This window comes from Peribacillus sp. NJ11 (genome assembly GCF_030348405.1).
GTDB lineage: Bacteria > Bacillota > Bacilli > Bacillales > DSM-1321 > Peribacillus.
This window is the reverse complement of the sequence record NZ_JAUCFO010000001.1, coordinates 2,948,698-2,966,663: the sequence shown is the minus strand read 5'-3', so window position 1 is coordinate 2,966,663 and position 17,966 is coordinate 2,948,698. Positions and strand designations below refer to the sequence as shown.

Here is a 17,966-nt window from a genome sequence, read left to right as displayed (position 1 = left end):
CCTAATCCCCTGCAAAGTTCGACAAAGTTTTCAAAAGTTTATTTGTAAAACTTGTACGATCTTCCTTTGTGAATGCTTTCGGCCCTTTGGTATGTTTACCCTGCCTGCGGAGTTTCGCCGACTGATAACGCATGTCCAAGAGCATGAAAATATTCTCGTCTGTGTATTCTTTTCCCCTTGGGGAAAGAACATAAACGCTTTTAGGAAGCAGGGTCCCAGCCAAACCAATGTCCGCAGTAACGACAATATCACCCTTTTTTACTGAGTTTACAATATAAAGATCTGCCGCTTCTTTGTCTGCATCGACATAAACCCATTTACCTTCAGGGTTATTCATCATATTTTTATATGATGCAACAAAACAGACTTCGACATCGTGCAAACCTGCACAATGAAGGATCTCGTCTTTCACCGGGCATGCATCGGCATCGACGTGTATGGTAGGTTTATTATTCATACCTTCTAATTCTACATCTTTCTGCATAATCCTTTTTCTCCCCTAAACTTTATGAAGATATAGTGAATTTTCAGCATTAGCTCACAAGTGTTCCCTTTAATAGTGCCAACATTATACCTGCTTATTTAAGTGAAAGCGCCTCTTTTGCCTTGAATAGGGCAAGCCCATTTTGAATTATACGGAACATGTCGAATTATTTTTATGATAAAAACCTTGACATCTCATTAACCTTTAGTTTATTCCTTATTAATTAAGTCTAAACCTTAAGATTACTTTTTTCTCACAATTTTTTATTATAGTCTATTTGTTTAGAAGATGCCAACATTTAAATTCCGATTATGTTTTCATGCAAATCAACGGTTAACATTTGGAATCCAAAAGGAATTATATGTAATTATTTTCAACTTATTCTTGATATTCCCTTTTTTGACCTTTGCATTAAAATGTGAGCCGACACTTAAAGTGTCTAGCTCACATTTTGTTTGCCTTAATTATAAGGATCAACGATCTTTGTTTTGAAGAATATTGATAATCAAATTGGCTGTTTCTTCAACAGCTTTATTGGTCACATCAATAATTGGACAGTTCAACCTTGATATGATTTTATCAAAGTATGTCAATTCTTCTTTTATGCGCTCAACATTTGCGTAAATCGCATGGTCATTGAGCCCGAGTGACTTTAATCGTTCTTTGCGAATATGGTTCAGCTTTTCCGGACTGATCTTTAGACCAATGCATTTTTCAGGAGGTACCAGGAACAGCTCTTCTGGAGGTTCCACCTCAGGCACTAGAGGTACATTCGCCACCTTATAGCGTTTATGGGCTAAATACTGTGATAATGGTGTTTTTGAAGTGCGTGAAACACCCACAAGGACGATATCAGCACGTAAAATGCCTCGAGGGTCACGTCCATCATCATATTTTACCGCAAATTCAATGGCTTCAACACGCTTGAAATAATCATCATCCAGTTTTCTTACCAGACCAGGCTCATTAAGCGGGCCTTTTGGTGCCCTTTCCTGAAGTATGTCCATGAGCGGCCCTAAAATGTCATAAGCAGACAGGTTTTCTTTTTCGACCTGTGCTTTCATATACGCTCTAATAGCTGGCTTCACAAGGGTGTAAGCAATGATCGCCCCATCCAATTTAGCCAGTGAAATCACTTCATCCACGTTTTGTTCATCTTCAATATACGGGATTCGCTTAATGGAAAAAGCAGATCCCGAGAATTGGCTTGCAGCTGCTTTTGTAACCAATTCCGCTGTTTCCCCTACTGAATCCGATACAACATATATAATAGAACCGTTCATTTTCTCCGTCATTCCTTTTGCAAGCCCCCTAATAGCCTTCATCAGCCAAAGCTACGAATGCTTTCGTTATATTGGTTTTTGTAATTCTTCCAATTACTTCATAGCCTTTTTCTGTGTCTTTGACGACCGGTAATGAGTCGATTTGTTTATCTATCAATTTTTTGGCAACATCAATCAAAAGGTCTTCTTTTGAACACATTGTAATATTGGGCATCCTGGTCATGATGATATTGACTGGAATGGAGTTAAGCTCTTGTTTCCCAATACTCGCACGCAACAAGTCTTTCCTTGATAAGACACCGACAAGCAATGCGTGCTTATCGACGACGAACATGGTCCCGACATCTTCTAAAAACATCATGACGATTGCATCATATACGGAAATGCCCTCGTCAACAACGACAGGGATCGATTGGTAGTCTCGTACATAAAGATGGTTAAGGCTGTCGGTCAAAAGCTGTGTTCCTGACCTGCCTGTATAGAAATACCCCACCCGCGGCCTGGCATCAAGAAAACCTGCCATCGTTAAAATGGCTAGATCTGGACGAAGGGTCGCCCTGGTAAGGTTCAATCTATCGGCAATATGTTCTCCAGTAATCGGTCCGTTCTCTTTTACAATTTGTAAAATATGTTCCTGACGCTTATTCAGTTGGATTATAATCACCACCCCACTGCTTTCGCAGAGTAAAGTAACAAAAGTTATTCATTTAATAATTATATACTAAATTATTTAATAAGGGCATGTTTGTCCTATTTATTGACCATTTATCTTTTTAAGAAATCGGAAACCCTTATTTAAAGTGTTTCCGATTTCCATACATCCTTTCAATTATGAAAGGATGATTTTATTCATGGCAGCAAAGCCTGCAATCAAATCACTGATTTCCTTCATAAGGGATAAACGGTTATTACGGATTGCTTCATCATCCGCCATGACCATTGTATTCTCGAAATATGACTCTATTTCCGTTTGGAGAGAAACAAGCTGTTCAAAGCGCTCATTCTCGTCTTTAGATTCAGTATAACGCATGGCTACTTTTTGGAATTTTTCGTATAGCGCTGTTTCTTGATCATTTTCAAAGGCACTAGGGTCGACCGTCACTTTATTGTCACATTTTACTGCAATGTTCATAACGCGACTCAAAGCTTCCAGGCTTTCTTTAAAGCCTTCTTCGTCTTTTTTAGCATCCAAGACGTGTGCCCGTTCCACGATGGAATGGATATAACCGATCTCATTTAACAGAACTGCGTCAATCAAATCGTAACGGATTTGCTGTTCTTGCAGTAGGTGTTTGACACGGGCTTTAAAGAATGTGAACATATCCGCTTTAACTTCCTCAAGTTCACGTTTTAAGATGCCTTTTGATTCAAGTCCTTTAAGGCCTAAAACAATAAGCTCCTCTAAAGGGATATTCCATTTCTTCTCAGCTAGAATTTGAACGACACCGCTCGCCTGCCTTCTTAAAGCGTATGGATCCTGGGAACCTGTCGGAATGACGCCAATAGCGAAGAATGAAGCCAAAGTATCAATTTTTTCAGCTAAACTCACAACCGCTCCAATGACTGAAGGCGGCACATTGTCATCCGCATGCCTTGGCATATAGTGTTCATTGATAGCCGCGGCCACTTCCTTGGCTTCTCCTTTTAGGAGCGCATATTTTTCACCCATATACCCTTGCAATTCAGGGAATTCATAAACCATATGACTCACCAAATCGAACTTGGCAATTTCTGCTGTACGAAGCGCCATTTCTTTTTCTGCCTTTAAATTCAAAGCATCAGCAAGGGCACCGGTCACTGCAGTTACCCGGGCAGCTTTCTCGGCCAATGTACCAATTTCTTCATGATAAACGATGCTGTCCAACTTTTTCAAAGCTTCCGAAATCCCTTTTTTCTGATCTTCTTTATAGAAGAATGCTGCATCCGATAGTCGGGCTCGCAAGACTTTTTCATTTCCTTTAGAAACCTTATCCAAATGGCGATCGTCCCCGTTACGTACGGTTACAAAGAAAGCAAGCAACTTCCCGTCCTGATCTTTAACAGGGAAATAACGTTGGTGTTCCTTCATTGATGTGATCAATACCTCTGCTGGAAGCTCAAGGAATTCTTCCTCAAATTGTCCAAATAACACCGTTGGATACTCTACCAAATTATTCACTTCTTCAAGCAGTTCTTCATCGACTGGGATAATCCAACCCTTTTCCTGCTCAAGCCCTTTAATCTGATCTAAAATAACTTGTCGGCGTTTATCTGGATCCGCCATTACAAATTGTTCTTTTAACGTTTCTTCGTACTGATCCGGCTGCTCGATGATTGAGCTATCGCCCAAGAAACGGTGTCCCTTTGTTTCACGGCCCGTTTCCACATCAGCGATGCTAAATGGCACTACGTCATTCCCGAATAAGGCAATCAGCCATTTAATCGGACGGACGAAGCGGAGCTCTTGATTGGCCCAGCGCATATTTTTCGGGAACGTCATACCACTGATGATTTCCTGCAGCTCGGATAAAAGCTGAACAGTCTGCTGTCCTTTTATGAATTTATTCACATGGGCATATTCCACACCCTTGAGTTCTTTAAAATAAATATCCTCTGAAGTCATGCCTTGGCCCCTGACGAATCCCAATGCGGCTTTAGACCAGTTGCCTTCGCTGTCCAAAGCGATTTTCTTAGCCGGTCCTTTTGCTTCTTCTTCGATATCCTTTTGTGATTCTTCCACTTCTTTCACCAATATGGCCAAACGTCTTGGTGTGGAAAAGGCTTCAACCGTTCCGAAATCAATCGCTTTTTCCGTTAGCCATTGCTGCACTTTATCTGACAACTGTTTCATGGATGCTGTCACAAAACGGGCTGGCAGCTCTTCCAATCCAATTTCCAATAACAAATCACGCTTGCTCATTTGTATTCTCCCCTTTCACTTTAAGAATCGGGAAGCCTAATTTTTCCCGCTCTTCATAGAAGGTTTTGGCAACCTTACGCGCTAGGTTACGGCACCGGGCAATATATCCAGTTCTTTCCGTCACCGAGATGGCACCTTTCGCATCCAAAAGGTTGAATGTATGTGAACATTTCAAAACATAATCATAGGCAGGATGTACAAGCCCTTCTTCCATTTGGCGATGCGCTTCCTTTTCATACATCGTGAAAAGTTGAAACAGCATATCAAGGTCGGAGGTTTCAAATGTATATTTTGAATGTTCGTATTCCGGCTGTCCAAATATATCCCGAACTGTGAATCCTTCTGTCCATTCTAGGTCAAATACGTTTTCCTTATCTTGAATGTAAGAGGCGAGACGTTCGATCCCATATGTAATTTCCACGGAAACCGGTTTACATTCAAGGCCGCCCACTTGTTGGAAATATGTAAATTGCGTAATTTCCATTCCATCTAGCCAAACTTCCCAACCAAGACCAGCACACCCTAGTGATGGGTTTTCCCAATTGTCCTCCACAAAGCGAATATCATGCTCAAGCGGATTAATCCCTAATGCACGCAGGGAATCCAAATATAACTCTTGGATATTGTCAGGCGAGGGTTTCATGATCACTTGGAACTGATGATGCTGATACAGTCGATTAGGATTCTCACCATAACGACCGTCAGCCGGACGGCGGGATGGCTCCACGTAAGCAACGCTCCATGGCTCAGGTCCAATGGCTCTCAGGAACGTGTATGGGCTCATCGTTCCTGCCCCTTTCTCGACATCATAAGCATTCATTAATATACAGCCTTGTTCAGACCAATGCTTTTGTAACGTTAAAATCATATTTTGAATATTCATCGTACACCTCCAGGTTATTTAAAACGGCTCTTTGAAAATTAAAGGTTCGGAACCCATTCACATTTTGGCAAACAAAAAACTCCCGTCCCTATGCGAAATGCATAGGGACGAGAGTATACCCGCGGTTCCACCCTAATTGCCGTTTATAAAACGGCCTCTTTTCAAAGCAACATGCTCCGGAAACGCCCTTCCCTGTAAATCCATATCCCGGCTTCCACCGTCCCGGGTTCGCTTTTTATGGAGAATGACAGATACTCTTTTCCATCAACGCAATCTTCTTATTTTGATGATTAGAATTTTATACAAACTAGCATGGAATGTCAATAGGTCAGATCCTAAAACATATCTTTCATCGTATCAATCTGTTTCAGGAACTTTTTTGATTTCAAATGCAGACCAGAATATTCCTCATAATAAGCATCGATGATTTTTTGCAGTTCTTTTTTCGTTTCAGGCTTGACGGAAATGTTTCCGAGCCTTGATAAATCGAAATAATAAAAGATCCGCAGCAATTTGACGGCTGCAGGTGAAATTTTATAATGATAAGGGTCCTTCCCCAGACAGCGGTGACAGATAAAGCCCGCTTCCCGAAGCGAAAAGGAGAATTCCCCTTCCGTTTCACCACATACGGCACACTGATTCAGCACTGGGTTAATCCCATTGACGGGCAGCATCTTCATTTCAAAAATGAATTTCAAAACCTCTGCGTCATATTCCTCGTTTATGTAATGCAAGGTTTGCGAAAGCAATTCATACAAATATGGATTCGGTTTCTTATCCTCGACGCTTTTATCAAGCAATTCAACAATATATGAGGCATAAGCAGTGGCAAAAAGATCCTCCCTTATGAAACGGAGTGAATCGACCATTTCGCCTTGCTGAAGACTTCCGAGTCCGGTTGATGTGGTTATAAGAAAATACCCGGAGCAAAAAAGCTGTGTGACGGCAGAAAGCCTGCTGTTAGGTTTACTGGCTCCCCTGGCCATAACGCCAATTTTTCCTAGCTCACGGGTATATATAGTAATGATTTTGTTATTTTCTCCATATGCAGTTCGCCTTATGACAATGCCCTCACATTTTTGGAGCATACCAAGACACCACCCATGCTCGCCAAGACTAACCTATGAAACAGGAAAATCAATTTCTGCTAGCTCATCATTCAATACCAAGTGTCTTTCCTGTCTTTCGACTTCTATCTCCTTAAACAGCAAATAGGTGTCCACATTACCTGTTTCACTAAATAATTCCCAGGTAAAATCCAACATATAAAGCCCACCTTTCGTTTTTAACTAGCAATATGAATATCCGACCATATGATTAGCTTGACCGTTTTCCAAACTTTCATGACGCGTAAATTTTGTTAATTAATACTCGCTCTCATTGAAACCATAATCACGAAGCTGGCTGGCTTTGTTACGCCAATCCTTCTGTACCTTTACCCACAGTTCCAAGAAAACTTTCGAGCCCAATAAGTTTTCGATGTCCACTCTGGCACGGCTGCCGACTTCTTTAAGCATCTTCCCTTGCTTTCCGATGACAATGCCTTTTTGTGAATCACGTTCGACAACGATCGTCGCCATGACATTAATTGTATCGCTGTTATCCATTTTTTTAATTGAATCGATGACAACAGCCACTGAATGCGGAATTTCTTCACGTGTCAGGTGCAGCACCTTCTCGCGGACCAATTCGGAAATGATAAAACGTTCCGGGTGATCGGTCACTTGACCAGCTGGATAAAACTGGGGACCTTCAGGCAAGTGTTCCTTGATTTGTTCAAGCAATGTCTCGACGTTATTTCCTTCAAGCGCAGAAATCGGAACGACTGCCGCAAAAGGGTAAAGCTGTTGGTATTTCTCAATGATCGGAAGTAAATCATCTGGATGCATCGCATCGATTTTGTTTACAACCAGGAAAACAGGCGTTTTTACGGATTGAAGTTTTTCGATGATAAACTCATCACCGCGTCCGTACCCTTCAGTCGCATTGATCATGAAGAGAATCAAATCGACTTCTTTCAATGTATTCGTTGCCACTTTCATCATGAAGTCACCAAGCTTATGCTTTGGTTTATGAATGCCGGGTGTATCAATGAAAATCATTTGTGAATCGTTTTGTGTTAGTACACCCTGAACCTTATTTCTTGTTGTTTGCGGTTTATCACTCATAATGGCGATCTTTTGACCGATGACACGATTAAGAAACGTACTTTTTCCAACATTAGGTCGTCCAATAATCGAAATGAAACCTGATTTGTAACCTTTTACTTGTGTATCGTCAAATAATTTATCCATTTAAATCCTCCGGTGAAAAAGCTCCTGGAAGCAATTCCTTTACTGTTAGTTCTTTTATATCTCCATTTAAGTTGGTCAAAACAACCGGCATATCCTGTTCGCACAGTTCTGAAATAACCTGCCTGCACGCCCCGCATGGAGAAACGGGACCATCGGTATCTGCCACTACTGCAAGTTTAGTGAATTTTTTATCGTCATGGGCATAAGCGCTGAATAAAGCGGTCCTTTCGGCGCAATTACACATGCTGTATGCAGCATTTTCTATATTACAACCATGATAGACCTTCCCATCAGCGGTTAAAAGGGCTGCCCCCACTTTAAATTTGGAATAAGGCACATATGCTTTTTCCCTTGCTTTTTTAGCTTCAACAATCAATTCATTCGTATTCAATTCACATCTTCCTTTCAAATTGAGTACCATTCGGCAACCTACAGGCCAAACTTAGGCAAAAAGATAATCAATCCAACTATTATAGAAAATATAGCATATATGAATACAGCTCCGGCTGCAATATCTTTTGCCTGCTTGGCAAGGGGATGGATTTGATCCGTCACCAGGTCAACTACCCTTTCAATCGCTGAATTAACGAGCTCTAACGTAATCGTACCGGCAATGGCTGCCAAAATGAAAAGCCATTCCATCCCATTCAACGAGAAGTACCAGCCAAAGAATACGACGATTGCCGTTAACGCGAAATGAATCTTAATATTGCGTTCCGTTCGAACAGCCTCCAAAATTCCCTGACAGGCAAAAGAGAAACTTTTTAATAAAGGATACCTTTTTTTACCCTTCTCTTGAAAGTCCATATTCTTCCAAGATCTCCTTTTGTTTAGTGAACATCACTTTTTCATCTTCTTCATTCATGTGGTCGAATCCCAATAAATGAAGGAAACCATGCAGCGCTAAAAATCCAAGTTCACGGTCAAAAGAATGACCATATTCTTCAGCCTGCTCTTTCGTCCGTTCAATCGAAATGATGATATCGCCTAACATGCGTGGCATTTCCGCCCCGACAATTTCCACTTCATCTTCTCCCATTTCTTCTAGTGCAAAAGAAATGACATCGGTAGCTGAATCTTTGTGACGATATTCTTTATTGATTTCCCGAATTCTCTCATTGTCTACAAATGTAACAGACAGCTCGGTATCTTTTTCAATGTTTTCTTTTTTTGCAGCAAATTGCAAAATGCTTTCAACAAGTCGCTGGGCCTCTTCAGTTACTTCGTTCGTTTCATCCATTAAATCGATAGCTAAAATCATTCTTTCACCTTCTGTCCTAATTTATCCGTCTCCGGATATTCAATCCTGGAGTGGAAGATACCATTCAGCGATTCACATAAGGAATGCTTAACGATACTCAATTCTCTCATAGTAATGTCACATTCATCAAATTGACCATCTTGAATCCTATCCTGAATGATGAAACTTACCAGTTCTTCTATCTTCTCTGGCGTTGGATGCTGCATCGATCTCACTGCAGCTTCCACACTATCGGCAATGCCTATGACAGCTACTTCCTTCATTATCGCCCTTGGCCCGGGATATCGGTAAGCTGCTTCCAGTGTGGCTTCATCCTGTTTTTTTGCCTTATGGTAGAAAAATTTCAATAAAGTGGTCCCGTGATGCTGCTCTGCAATATCCACAATCTCTTTCGGGAATTTATGACTGCGCAGCATCTCCCCGCCATCTACGGCATGGGCAATGATGATATCCCTGCTCGTTTCCGGCTGCAGCCGATCATGCGGATTCTCCTCATTCATCTGGTTTTCGATGAAGAAATGCGGCCGCTTCGTTTTACCGATATCATGATAATAACTGCCGACCCTTGCCAGCAATCCATTCGACCCGATGGCTTCACAAGCAGATTCCGCCAAATTGGCGACCATTACACTGTGATGATACGTCCCAGGAGACTCAATCAAGATCCTCCGCAGTAACGGATGATTGGGATTCGCAAGCTCGATAAGCTTAATGGATGATAAAATCCCGAAACCAGCCTCGAAAAACGGCAACAGCCCCATTGTCAAAACGGCTGAGCCCACTCCGGAACCCATGGCAGCAGCAGCATAATATAAATACTCCATTCTAGTATAATGGCCGTCCATAATAAAAATGAGAGAAAAAACAAATGCGATATTGATTAAAGACAATAGCAGCCCTGCTACCAACACCTTTGATTTGAAATTGGGTCTTGATAAGATGATGATTGCCGTCAATCCCCCGTAAATGATATAAAGCCCCATCGAGAAATCCAGATTTCCAGGTGTATCACCATTAAATATAATCGTACCATACGAACCTAACAATATGATCATGGCTACCGCTAACTTATCATTCAATAATATCTTGATGAGCATCGCCGCCATGGCACCCGGGAAAATGTATTCCAAATTCGAATTTTTAAGGTCGGCCAGAATGCTGACCGTTTTCATGGTAGCCATTGAAAGGATAAAGACAAGACTGAAGATCAATAACTGATTGTACTTGTTGTCCTTTTTTGAAATGGAAAAGTGGAAAAAGTAATAAAAAGCGCCAATGGTCAGAAAGATGAATAGCAGCAGGCCGATATACGGGTAGATGGTAGACTCGGTATTTAAAAAGCCTGCCAATTCCAGCTGCCTATATACATCCCTGTCCACTAACTGATTTTCTTCAACGATGATCTGTCCTTGGAGGATCCTGATCGGCTCCACGCTCTCGATCGCTTTCCTTCGCTGTTCCTCGGTTTTGTCCTTATCGAAAAACACATTCTGAATGATTGCCGTACGGGCAAGGGAATTGGAGGCTTTTTTCATATCGCCATTGATGCTCATATAGCCCAATTCCTCTACAACCTTTTTCTTGGCATTTTCGACGTCACTGGCAGCGATCCGGGAGCTCATCACATTATTCACGGCAGTAATGGTTGAATCCTTCGCAATTTTCAACTCATCTTCATCCGCCTGCACTAAAGCCAGAAAAACGGATTCCTCAATATCTTTATTGACTTCATCGGTCAATTTTTCTTTTAATATGGATACTTTTTGAGCATCCGTCTTTACGGTCCCTTTTTTATCTTCTTTTCCCTCATCTTCTTTATGATCTTCATCGGGGTCCGTTTCTTTATTCACCTCAATCGCTGAATCGAAAATGGATGAAATCAAGTCGACTTTATTTTTGGCATATTCTTTTTTTAAAGAATAAACATCGGCCACCTGTTTTGAAATCTCTTCTTTTTCCTGTTCCGTCTTATAGGTATCTTCCACGGTCTTGGTTGAACGGATTGTTTGTTCCGCAGGCTTAAAAAGCTCTACCTGGACCCTTTCCGGCTTTACGTTGGAGAACATTAACCCATAAGCTATCAAACCAAGTATGATAAACAATAGCACTTGAAAAAAACGATGGACCAACAGCCCTTTTATTTGAGTGAAAAATTTCTGGATACGATTCAAGGAAGGTCCTCCTAAAAAAAATGATGTTTATTATTCTAGATATGTAAAATCATAACAGTTTTCATATAAATTTTCACCTCGTATTAATAAATGTAAAGCTTCTTTCGATCCATATCCACTTTTTCACCGAAAAGATAGGTCATTTCGACACATCACGAAAAATCCGCCGATTGAAAATGGCGGATTTTTTCTTATGACTTCGCCTGCTCGTAAGCAGTAATGATTTTGGCGACAAGCGGATGCCTCACTACATCACTTTGTTCAAAATAAACAAAGGAAAGGCCTTTAATATTCTTCAAAATCTCTTCTACCCGGACCAGACCTGACTTCATGCCTTTTGGAAGGTCAATTTGGGTCCGGTCTCCCGTAATGACCATTTTCGATCCGAAACCTAGCCGGGTCAAAAACATCTTCATTTGGGCTTCTGTCGTATTTTGAGCTTCATCCAATATGACAAAGGCATCTTCAAGCGTACGGCCCCTCATGTAAGCCAGAGGAGCTATTTCGATCGTTCCGCGCTCTATCATCCTTTGGGTCTGTTCCATCCCAAGAAGGTCATGGAGAGCGTCATACAGCGGACGTAGATAAGGATCTACCTTTTCTTTCAGATCACCAGGCAGAAAACCGAGGCTTTCGCCCGCTTCGACGGCAGGCCGTGTCAGGATGATCCGTTTAACATGTCCATTTTTCAATGCATTGATTGCCATCACCACAGCAAGATAGGTCTTCCCTGTACCGGCAGGCCCAATTCCAAATACCAGGTCTTGTTTCTTTATTGCCTGGATATAGTATCTCTGGCCGATAGTTTTGACTTTAATGGATTTCCCCTTAGCCGTTTTAGCGATTTCCTCATCATATAATTCTCCGAAATACTCCAATGTGCCTTTCCTAGCCAATTCAATCGCATAAAGCACATCTCTGGAACTGATTGCAATTCCTTTTCTGATCACTGTCAATAGTGCCTTAAGGATATCCTGCCCCATCGTTACCCGCTCGATTTCCCCGGCAACACTCACCGCTTCACCCCGGGTAATGACGGAAATCCCAAGCTCCTCTTCAAGCACTTTTACATTTGAATCTCCATTGCCCAATAAAGCGATTGCTTCATTAGGTGATTCTATTTCCAGCTTAATTACTTTCACATCATCTGCCATTCGTTAGTCTCCTTGAATGATTGGCTGTCCAATCGCTATATCTTCAATAACTTGGTAATGTATAGATAATTTAACTTTACCATTCTCCATGCTTTCGTGCAAAATTTTTTCTTCGACGATTTCATCTTCCTCGTCTAAATGCTTTTTCAATTCCGCTTTAGCCATTTTCCTGCCTTCCTTCACAGCCTCTTCCTCCGTATAACTTCGAACTATATCTTCCTTGCTCCTTAAGGTCACCTGTTTATAGGAAATGGGCAGTTCCCATTGAAGAAAATGAAACGGCCTCACTGTCGTTTCTTTTACCTGTTTTTCATAACCTGGGTCCTTGAATCCCCAAACAGGCAGGGAGAAGTCCCCCATTTTCAAAAAGTGCCTGCTCGTTTCATTTCCGTTAAAAACAGAAAACTTGGTTTTTAACGGCACATCCACTTTCGCTTTATACCACGTTTTCCCTTTTATTACTCCCTGGGCTGATACAATTTCCTGTTTATCCTCTTTTCCAATAAGTCCCGAAACAAGAAGCTGTCCTTTTCCTACATAATCATTCACATTTACTATAGATTGTCCTTTTTCAACGAACATATCAGTGATGATCGCTTTTTTGGAAGCGACCAAATTTTGTGGAGATGTTTTCTCGACCTCTTTAGGCTGCCGTTTTTCAACCACCCGGAAATGGTATGTCGTTCCCTTTAGCTCTACCCCTACCCATGTCAATGCACCAATCCGGTCCGACAGCTTACGCTGAATCGTATCCACATCATCAACAAAGAATTGTACTTTACCGATCTTCACACCCATCTTGTCCAATTCTTTTCGGATGGCATGCTCGGTAGCCGGCTTGGCATCTTGCACCTCGATGCCCCATACCATATTGGAAAGTACAAATATGCAAAGCAGGAAAGCGATCAGACCCACTAAAAACCCGCTGTTTTTCATAATTCTCTTCATTAGGAAAGGGAAACCCTTTCCCTGCATGAACTTTACTTTACAATCGCTCTTTCGCATGACCTGACGGAGTTTAGGGATATCCCTGACATCCATATGGAAAATCAGGGCCTCGCTGCCGACGCGCTTCACTTCCCAGATATGAAGCCCCCTTCTCGTCAGCATATTTATCAGCCGTTCTGCACCTTTGCCATAAGCCTTCACTTTTACATAGCCTGTATAATAGTTTGTCCATTGGTTTTTCATGGAGACCTCCCGGGATCATTCATTGATAAAATAAACCTTGTCAATTTTGCCTTCGAGCATGATTTCTTCCGGCAAAATCGTCTTTATGACAAAGGCGTTTCCCTTTATCAGCAACTGCCCATTTTTCAGCATCAATCGTACTTCGCTGTCTGTAAAAGCCAATAAGCCACGATGGTTTTCAATATAAATATGTAATTGTCCGATCATAGTAATTCGCGGCAGGTCCATCATGACATCTTGCGGAAGGTCCATTGTTTTGGTCATAAGCTGTTTCACTTTTTTTCCCCAATTGCGTGCCATAAAAAAGAACCCCCTTTCATCTCAATGTATGAAATGAAAGAGGGTTCTAGCACAAAATTATAAGGGAATGAAAGTCTATTTTTTTCATGCACCAAGGACAGGCTGAAAAAGGCCCGGGGTGCCGAATTACCTTCTGGACCGCTGAAGACTTCGCTTCGCCCTTGGCGGTCCCAGCACTTCTGACATGATGATGCCATCAATCAGCTGCTTTTTCCCAAAAGACGGTCCTTTGCGATAGACCGGACTGTTATTATCAGATATCGCTGATGTAATTTGATCTGCCTTCGCTTTTTGATATAAACGCTCTTGATCGTACTTCTGCTGAAGCCGTCTAAGCTCCGCAATCCTTTTGTTCGCTTCGTTATTCGTCTCATCGATTACTTCAAAAGCCTGTGTTGCCTGCTGATCGACTTTCCTTACGGGAGCAGGGGCAGGCCTTTGCTGCTGTTCCCCTTGCGACATTTCGCCCTGAAGCTCCCGCATGACCTCCTGCCATTTCTTTTTCGGAGGCGTGTTTGGATCATCATTTTGCTGAGGCTGCTTTTTCTTTCCTAACATGGACGTTAAAATACCGATCAAGACAATGATAAGGAATGGGTTCTTGAGAAAGAAATCAATAAAATCTCCCATTTAAAGACCTCCCTTCCCTGACCTAATTATTATTGTTATTGTTGTTGTTGATATTATTGTTATCCTTTGGATTTTCGGATATTTTACTGATGGAATCGCGCATATCCGTATCGGCCGTGATATTTTGGATATTCATATAATCCATCACTCCAAGATTTCCGCTTTTCAGTGCATCGGCCATGGCCAACGGAACTTCCGCTTCGGATTGAACAACCTTCGCTCGCATTTCCTGAACACGGGCAACCATTTCCTGTTCAAGTGCAACAGCCATTGCACGCCGTTCTTCGGCCTTCGCCTGGGCTATTTTCTTATCTGCCTCCGCTTGATCGGTCTGTAATATGGCCCCGATATTTTTCCCGATATCCACTTCAGCTATGTCAATGGAAAGAATTTCGAATGCCGTTCCAGAATCCAACCCTTTTGATAAAACCGTTCTAGAAATCAAATCGGGGTGTTCCAGTACATCCGTATGCATTTTAGAAGCACCGATCGTCGATACGATCCCTTCACCTACACGGGCAATGATCGTCTCTTCACCGGCACCACCGACTAGACGTTCAATATTGGCACGGACCGTAATCCTTGCCTTCGCTTTCACTTCAATCCCATTCATCGCTACACCAGAGATGAACGGAGTTTCGATCACTTTCGGGTTAACGCTCATTTGAACGGCTTGAAGAACATCACGACCTGCCAGGTCAATAGCTGCACCCCGTTCGAAAGGTAAGACGATATTGGCACGTTCTGCAGCAATTAAAGCATTCACTACGCGATCGACATTACCCCCTGCAAGGTAATGGCTCTCCAATTGATTCGTTGAAACATTGATTCCAGCCTTATGAGCCTTGATAAGGGGATTAACAACCCTGCTTGGTATAACACGGCGAAGCCTCATCCCAACTAATGTAAATATACTGATTTTGACTCCTGCCGCTAAAGCGGAAATCCATAACATTACTGGTACGAATGTGAAAAACACTGCCAATACGATGATGGCAGCAATCACTGCCAGTACAATAAATATCGTTCCTGAAGTTATCACTTAATGATTCATCCTTCCTGTATCTTTTAATTTTAATTCGAATCCGGAATTTCCCGGACGACCACCCTAGATCCTTCAACTTTAACGATCATGATTGACGAACCTTTGGAAATAAAGCTTCCTTCAGTCACGACATCGACTCTTTCATCTTTGATCAAAGCTGTTCCCGAAGGCCTCAAGTCTGTCATGGCCTTCCCTTCCACACCTAATAAATCAACTCGATTCGGATTGCTGACATACCCTTGTTCCGTTTTTGTTGCATCGGTTAATATCATTTTCCTGAAAAATTTCATTTGTTTTCCAAACACCTTTACAAGTAGGATGAATACCAAAATGGATACGGTGACCGCAATTAGCAAGGATATCGTCATATGAACAGGATCATCTGATGCGAGGAATAAACTCCCCACGATCGCTGTAAATCCAAGCAGTCCGATAATCCCCCCTGGGAGAAAAAACTCAATTAGAACGAGAATGACCCCAATGATGAACATAGCTAACGATTCGTACCCGGTGATACCAGCGACAAGATGGCCATAGAAGAATAAGACGAGACTTGAGATCCCAATTACCCCTGGAATTCCAAAACCAGGTGAGAACAATTCCATCACAATCCCGATTCCCGCTAGCGTCAATAAAATGGGAACGACGATCGGATTGGTCAAAAAGCGGGCAAGTTTCTCAGGAAAGCTTTCTTCGATTGACCGAATATCGGCATCCTCAACCCCAAGTATACTATACAGCTCCGCTTCCCCAGAGACGGTGCCTTCACTATATCCAGCCTTTTTTGCCTGTTCAGCTGTAAATGTCAGCAACTTTCCTCTTTCCGCTCCATATTCGGGAAGATTGATGTCATCATCCGCCATCGCCTGAGCGAAAATGGGATCGCGTCCATTTTGTTCTGCAGCAGTCTTCATGGCAGCCAGCCAATAAGATTGCGCTTTCTTACCTGCAGCGTTCCCTGTTGAATCAATGACAGCCGCCGATCCCATGGTAGCACTTGGAACCATATAGATCTCATCTGCACTTAGAGAAATATATGCACCTGCAGATAGTGCCCTGTTATTGACGTAGGCAACTGTCTTAATTGGTGAATCGGACAGTAACTTTGCGATTTCCCCTGCCGCATCCACAGCACCTCCAGGGGTATTCACTTCGAATACGACAAGATCTGCATCAGCTGCTTCAGCAGTGGTCAGCGCACGTTCCAAAAAGGCCGAGAGCCCCTTTTCCACCGTTTCTTCAATTGGAACATGGTAAACGATCTTTTCTTTTGCAGAAACCGACGATATCCCAAATGAAGACATGGTGAACAGCAATCCAAACAGGAGTACAGATAAATAACGCCAAATTTTCAACGGAACGCCCCCTTTCCCGTATTAAACGCTGTAAGTGCCTCCAATTTCATGAAGATACTTACCAGTAAAATTCAGGCCGCAACTAAATTCGAATAAGGAGCAAATGAAGCAACCCTTTACTCTGTTCTTTAGTTATTACGTATGTATATGAAAAAGGTTTCAAAAAAAGCAAATAAAATTGAAAGTACCCTATATTATCTTGGACTTTGCTTCAAAAATATACGCATAAAAACCGTGAAATACACAAAAACCACAGGCAATTTGCCTGCGGTTAGGTTTCGAGTTTTAAGTTTCGAGTTCAAGATAGATGTTGTTGTACTAATTTGTTTACTAGAGAACCATCCGCTTTACCTTTAACTTTAGGCATTAAAGCTCCCATAACTCTCCCCATATCTGCTTTGGATGTTGCATTGACTTCTTCAATCGTTTGTTTAACAATAGTAGAAATCTCTTCTTCTGAAAGTTGCTCAGGCATATATGCCTCTACGTATACTAGTTCGGTGCGGACTTTATCCACGAGATCGGAACGACCTGCGTTTTCAAACTCCTGGAGGGAGTCTTTGCGTTGTTTTAATTCGCGAGAGAGCACTGTCAATTCTTCATCATCTGTTAATTCTTGTCTCTGCTTTAGAGCTTCGTTTTGAATAGAAGCTTTCAGCATCCGAATAACAGATAGTTTGTCCTTTTCCTTGTTCTTCATCGCTTGTTTCATATCATTATTTAAACGCTCGAGAAGACTCATCTTTCCACCCTCTCTTAGAATTTACGTTTTCTAGCAGCTTCAGACTTTTTCTTACGTTTTACGCTTGGTTTTTCATAAAATTCACGCTTCCTAGCTTCCTGAAGCGATCCTGCTTTAGATACAGTACGTTTGAAACGACGAAGAGCATCTTCAAGCGATTCGTTTTTACGAACGACGGTTTTAGACATCTCTTTCCCTCCCTCCGAAAACAACACACTAACTCAAGTTGTCAACATGTTATACATGTACTAAACAATTATAATATATCATCTTT

20 protein-coding genes and 1 other annotated feature are annotated in these 17,966 nt (G+C 41.9%); all 20 genes read right to left on the bottom strand.

The genetic code is table 11. From position 1 onward, the window contains the following. Position 1: 1 nt before the first annotated feature. The 20 genes from QUF86_RS14630 to rpsU all read right to left on the bottom strand — a co-directional run bounded on the left by QUF86_RS14630 (position 2) and on the right by rpsU (position 17,880). A complete protein-coding gene (locus tag QUF86_RS14630) occupies positions 2 to 457 on the bottom strand; it encodes a YaiI/YqxD family protein (protein WP_289336231.1) in 456 nt (151 codons plus the stop codon). Positions 458 to 957: 500 nt separating this feature from the next. Beyond that, complete coding sequence (locus QUF86_RS14625; protein WP_289315639.1) at positions 958 to 1,779, bottom strand: pyruvate, water dikinase regulatory protein; 822 nt, start codon at positions 1,777 to 1,779, stop codon at positions 958 to 960. A 16-nt stretch (positions 1,780 to 1,795) separates the two neighbouring features. Beyond that, entirely contained in the window at positions 1,796 to 2,434 is a 639-nt protein-coding gene (ccpN, locus tag QUF86_RS14620; protein ID WP_286182260.1) for a transcriptional regulator CcpN, read from the bottom strand. Between the two features lie 162 nt (positions 2,435 to 2,596). Further along, positions 2,597 to 4,666, bottom strand: coding sequence for a glycine--tRNA ligase subunit beta (glyS, locus tag QUF86_RS14615; protein ID WP_289334726.1), 2,070 nt, complete (start codon positions 4,664 to 4,666; stop codon positions 2,597 to 2,599). Continuing rightward, positions 4,653 to 5,549: a glycine--tRNA ligase subunit alpha gene (gene glyQ, locus QUF86_RS14610; RefSeq protein WP_061140675.1), complete on the bottom strand. Its 897-nt coding sequence runs from the start codon at positions 5,547 to 5,549 to the stop codon at positions 4,653 to 4,655. Before glyQ ends, glyS begins: the two co-directional genes overlap by 14 nt. A 100-nt stretch (positions 5,550 to 5,649) precedes the next feature. Further along, positions 5,650 to 5,826: a binding site (T-box leader), on the bottom strand. Between the two features lie 58 nt (positions 5,827 to 5,884). After that, complete coding sequence (gene recO, locus QUF86_RS14605; RefSeq protein ID WP_289315637.1) at positions 5,885 to 6,637, bottom strand: DNA repair protein RecO; 753 nt, start codon at positions 6,635 to 6,637, stop codon at positions 5,885 to 5,887. Between the two features lie 33 nt (positions 6,638 to 6,670). Then, positions 6,671 to 6,814: a YqzL family protein gene (locus tag QUF86_RS14600; RefSeq protein ID WP_101222596.1), complete on the bottom strand. Its 144-nt coding sequence runs from the start codon at positions 6,812 to 6,814 to the stop codon at positions 6,671 to 6,673. 99 nt (positions 6,815 to 6,913) lie between these two features. After that, entirely contained in the window at positions 6,914 to 7,843 is a 930-nt protein-coding gene (era, locus tag QUF86_RS14595) for a GTPase Era (protein ID WP_289334725.1), read from the bottom strand. Then, positions 7,836 to 8,234, bottom strand: a complete 399-nt coding sequence (cdd, locus tag QUF86_RS14590) for a cytidine deaminase (protein WP_289318330.1) — start codon at positions 8,232 to 8,234, stop codon at positions 7,836 to 7,838. The genes era and cdd overlap by 8 nt, the downstream gene beginning before the upstream one ends. Positions 8,235 to 8,272: 38 nt before the next feature. After that, entirely contained in the window at positions 8,273 to 8,650 is a 378-nt protein-coding gene (locus tag QUF86_RS14585; RefSeq protein ID WP_089361538.1) for a diacylglycerol kinase family protein, read from the bottom strand. Next, positions 8,628 to 9,104, bottom strand: coding sequence for an rRNA maturation RNase YbeY (gene ybeY, locus QUF86_RS14580; protein ID WP_289334724.1), 477 nt, complete (start codon positions 9,102 to 9,104; stop codon positions 8,628 to 8,630). Before ybeY ends, QUF86_RS14585 begins: the two co-directional genes overlap by 23 nt. Next, a complete protein-coding gene (locus QUF86_RS14575) occupies positions 9,101 to 11,275 on the bottom strand; it encodes an HD family phosphohydrolase (protein ID WP_289334723.1) in 2,175 nt (724 codons plus the stop codon). Before QUF86_RS14575 ends, ybeY begins: the two co-directional genes overlap by 4 nt. A gap of 191 nt (positions 11,276 to 11,466) precedes the next feature. Next, positions 11,467 to 12,429 (bottom strand): PhoH family protein, encoded by a 963-nt coding sequence (locus QUF86_RS14570; RefSeq protein ID WP_289315633.1) that lies wholly within the window; start codon positions 12,427 to 12,429, stop codon positions 11,467 to 11,469. Positions 12,430 to 12,432: 3 nt separating this feature from the next. Beyond that, positions 12,433 to 13,620, bottom strand: coding sequence for a sporulation protein YqfD (gene yqfD / locus QUF86_RS14565; protein WP_289315632.1), 1,188 nt, complete (start codon positions 13,618 to 13,620; stop codon positions 12,433 to 12,435). Positions 13,621 to 13,635: 15 nt separating this feature from the next. After that, entirely contained in the window at positions 13,636 to 13,920 is a 285-nt protein-coding gene (yqfC, locus tag QUF86_RS14560; RefSeq protein WP_034308511.1) for a sporulation protein YqfC, read from the bottom strand. Positions 13,921 to 14,046: 126 nt separating this feature from the next. Further along, positions 14,047 to 14,550: a hypothetical protein gene (locus QUF86_RS14555; RefSeq protein WP_289315631.1), complete on the bottom strand. Its 504-nt coding sequence runs from the start codon at positions 14,548 to 14,550 to the stop codon at positions 14,047 to 14,049. Positions 14,551 to 14,572: 22 nt separating this feature from the next. Then, on the bottom strand, positions 14,573 to 15,574 hold the full coding sequence (gene floA, locus QUF86_RS14550) for a flotillin-like protein FloA (RefSeq protein ID WP_421157110.1): 1,002 nt from the start codon (positions 15,572 to 15,574) through the stop codon (positions 14,573 to 14,575). Positions 15,575 to 15,624: 50 nt separating this feature from the next. Next, the gene (locus QUF86_RS14545) at positions 15,625 to 16,944 is read right to left on the bottom strand and encodes an NfeD family protein (RefSeq protein WP_483313954.1); all 1,320 of its coding nucleotides are present in this window, start codon (positions 16,942 to 16,944) and stop codon (positions 15,625 to 15,627) included. 304 nt (positions 16,945 to 17,248) lie between these two features. Continuing rightward, the gene (locus QUF86_RS14540) at positions 17,249 to 17,692 is read right to left on the bottom strand and encodes a GatB/YqeY domain-containing protein (protein ID WP_289315629.1); all 444 of its coding nucleotides are present in this window, start codon (positions 17,690 to 17,692) and stop codon (positions 17,249 to 17,251) included. A gap of 14 nt (positions 17,693 to 17,706) precedes the next feature. After that, entirely contained in the window at positions 17,707 to 17,880 is a 174-nt protein-coding gene (gene rpsU / locus QUF86_RS14535; protein WP_028391853.1) for a 30S ribosomal protein S21, read from the bottom strand. Between the last annotated feature and the right edge of the window lie 86 nt (positions 17,881 to 17,966).

Coding starts and splice junctions, on each gene's coding strand:
- QUF86_RS14630 (WP_289336231.1), bottom strand. CDS start 457: ATGAATAATAAACCTACCATACACGTCGATGCCGATGCATGCCCGGTG.
- QUF86_RS14625 (WP_289315639.1), bottom strand. CDS start 1,779: ATGACGGAGAAAATGAACGGTTCTATTATATATGTTGTATCGGATTCA.
- glyS (WP_289334726.1), bottom strand. CDS start 4,666: ATGAGCAAGCGTGATTTGTTATTGGAAATTGGATTGGAAGAGCTGCCA.
- glyQ (WP_061140675.1), bottom strand. CDS start 5,549: ATGAATATTCAAAATATGATTTTAACGTTACAAAAGCATTGGTCTGAA.
- recO (WP_289315637.1), bottom strand. CDS start 6,637: ATGCTCCAAAAATGTGAGGGCATTGTCATAAGGCGAACTGCATATGGA.
- QUF86_RS14600 (WP_101222596.1), bottom strand. CDS start 6,814: ATGTTGGATTTTACCTGGGAATTATTTAGTGAAACAGGTAATGTGGAC.
- era (WP_289334725.1), bottom strand. CDS start 7,843: ATGGATAAATTATTTGACGATACACAAGTAAAAGGTTACAAATCAGGT.
- QUF86_RS14585 (WP_089361538.1), bottom strand. CDS start 8,650: ATGGACTTTCAAGAGAAGGGTAAAAAAAGGTATCCTTTATTAAAAAGT.
- ybeY (WP_289334724.1), bottom strand. CDS start 9,104: ATGATTTTAGCTATCGATTTAATGGATGAAACGAACGAAGTAACTGAA.
- QUF86_RS14570 (WP_289315633.1), bottom strand. CDS start 12,429: ATGGCAGATGATGTGAAAGTAATTAAGCTGGAAATAGAATCACCTAAT.
- yqfD (WP_289315632.1), bottom strand. CDS start 13,620: ATGAAAAACCAATGGACAAACTATTATACAGGCTATGTAAAAGTGAAG.
- yqfC (WP_034308511.1), bottom strand. CDS start 13,920: ATGGCACGCAATTGGGGAAAAAAAGTGAAACAGCTTATGACCAAAACA.
- QUF86_RS14555 (WP_289315631.1), bottom strand. CDS start 14,550: ATGGGAGATTTTATTGATTTCTTTCTCAAGAACCCATTCCTTATCATT.
- QUF86_RS14540 (WP_289315629.1), bottom strand. CDS start 17,692: ATGAGTCTTCTCGAGCGTTTAAATAATGATATGAAACAAGCGATGAAG.
- rpsU (WP_028391853.1), bottom strand. CDS start 17,880: ATGTCTAAAACCGTCGTTCGTAAAAACGAATCGCTTGAAGATGCTCTT.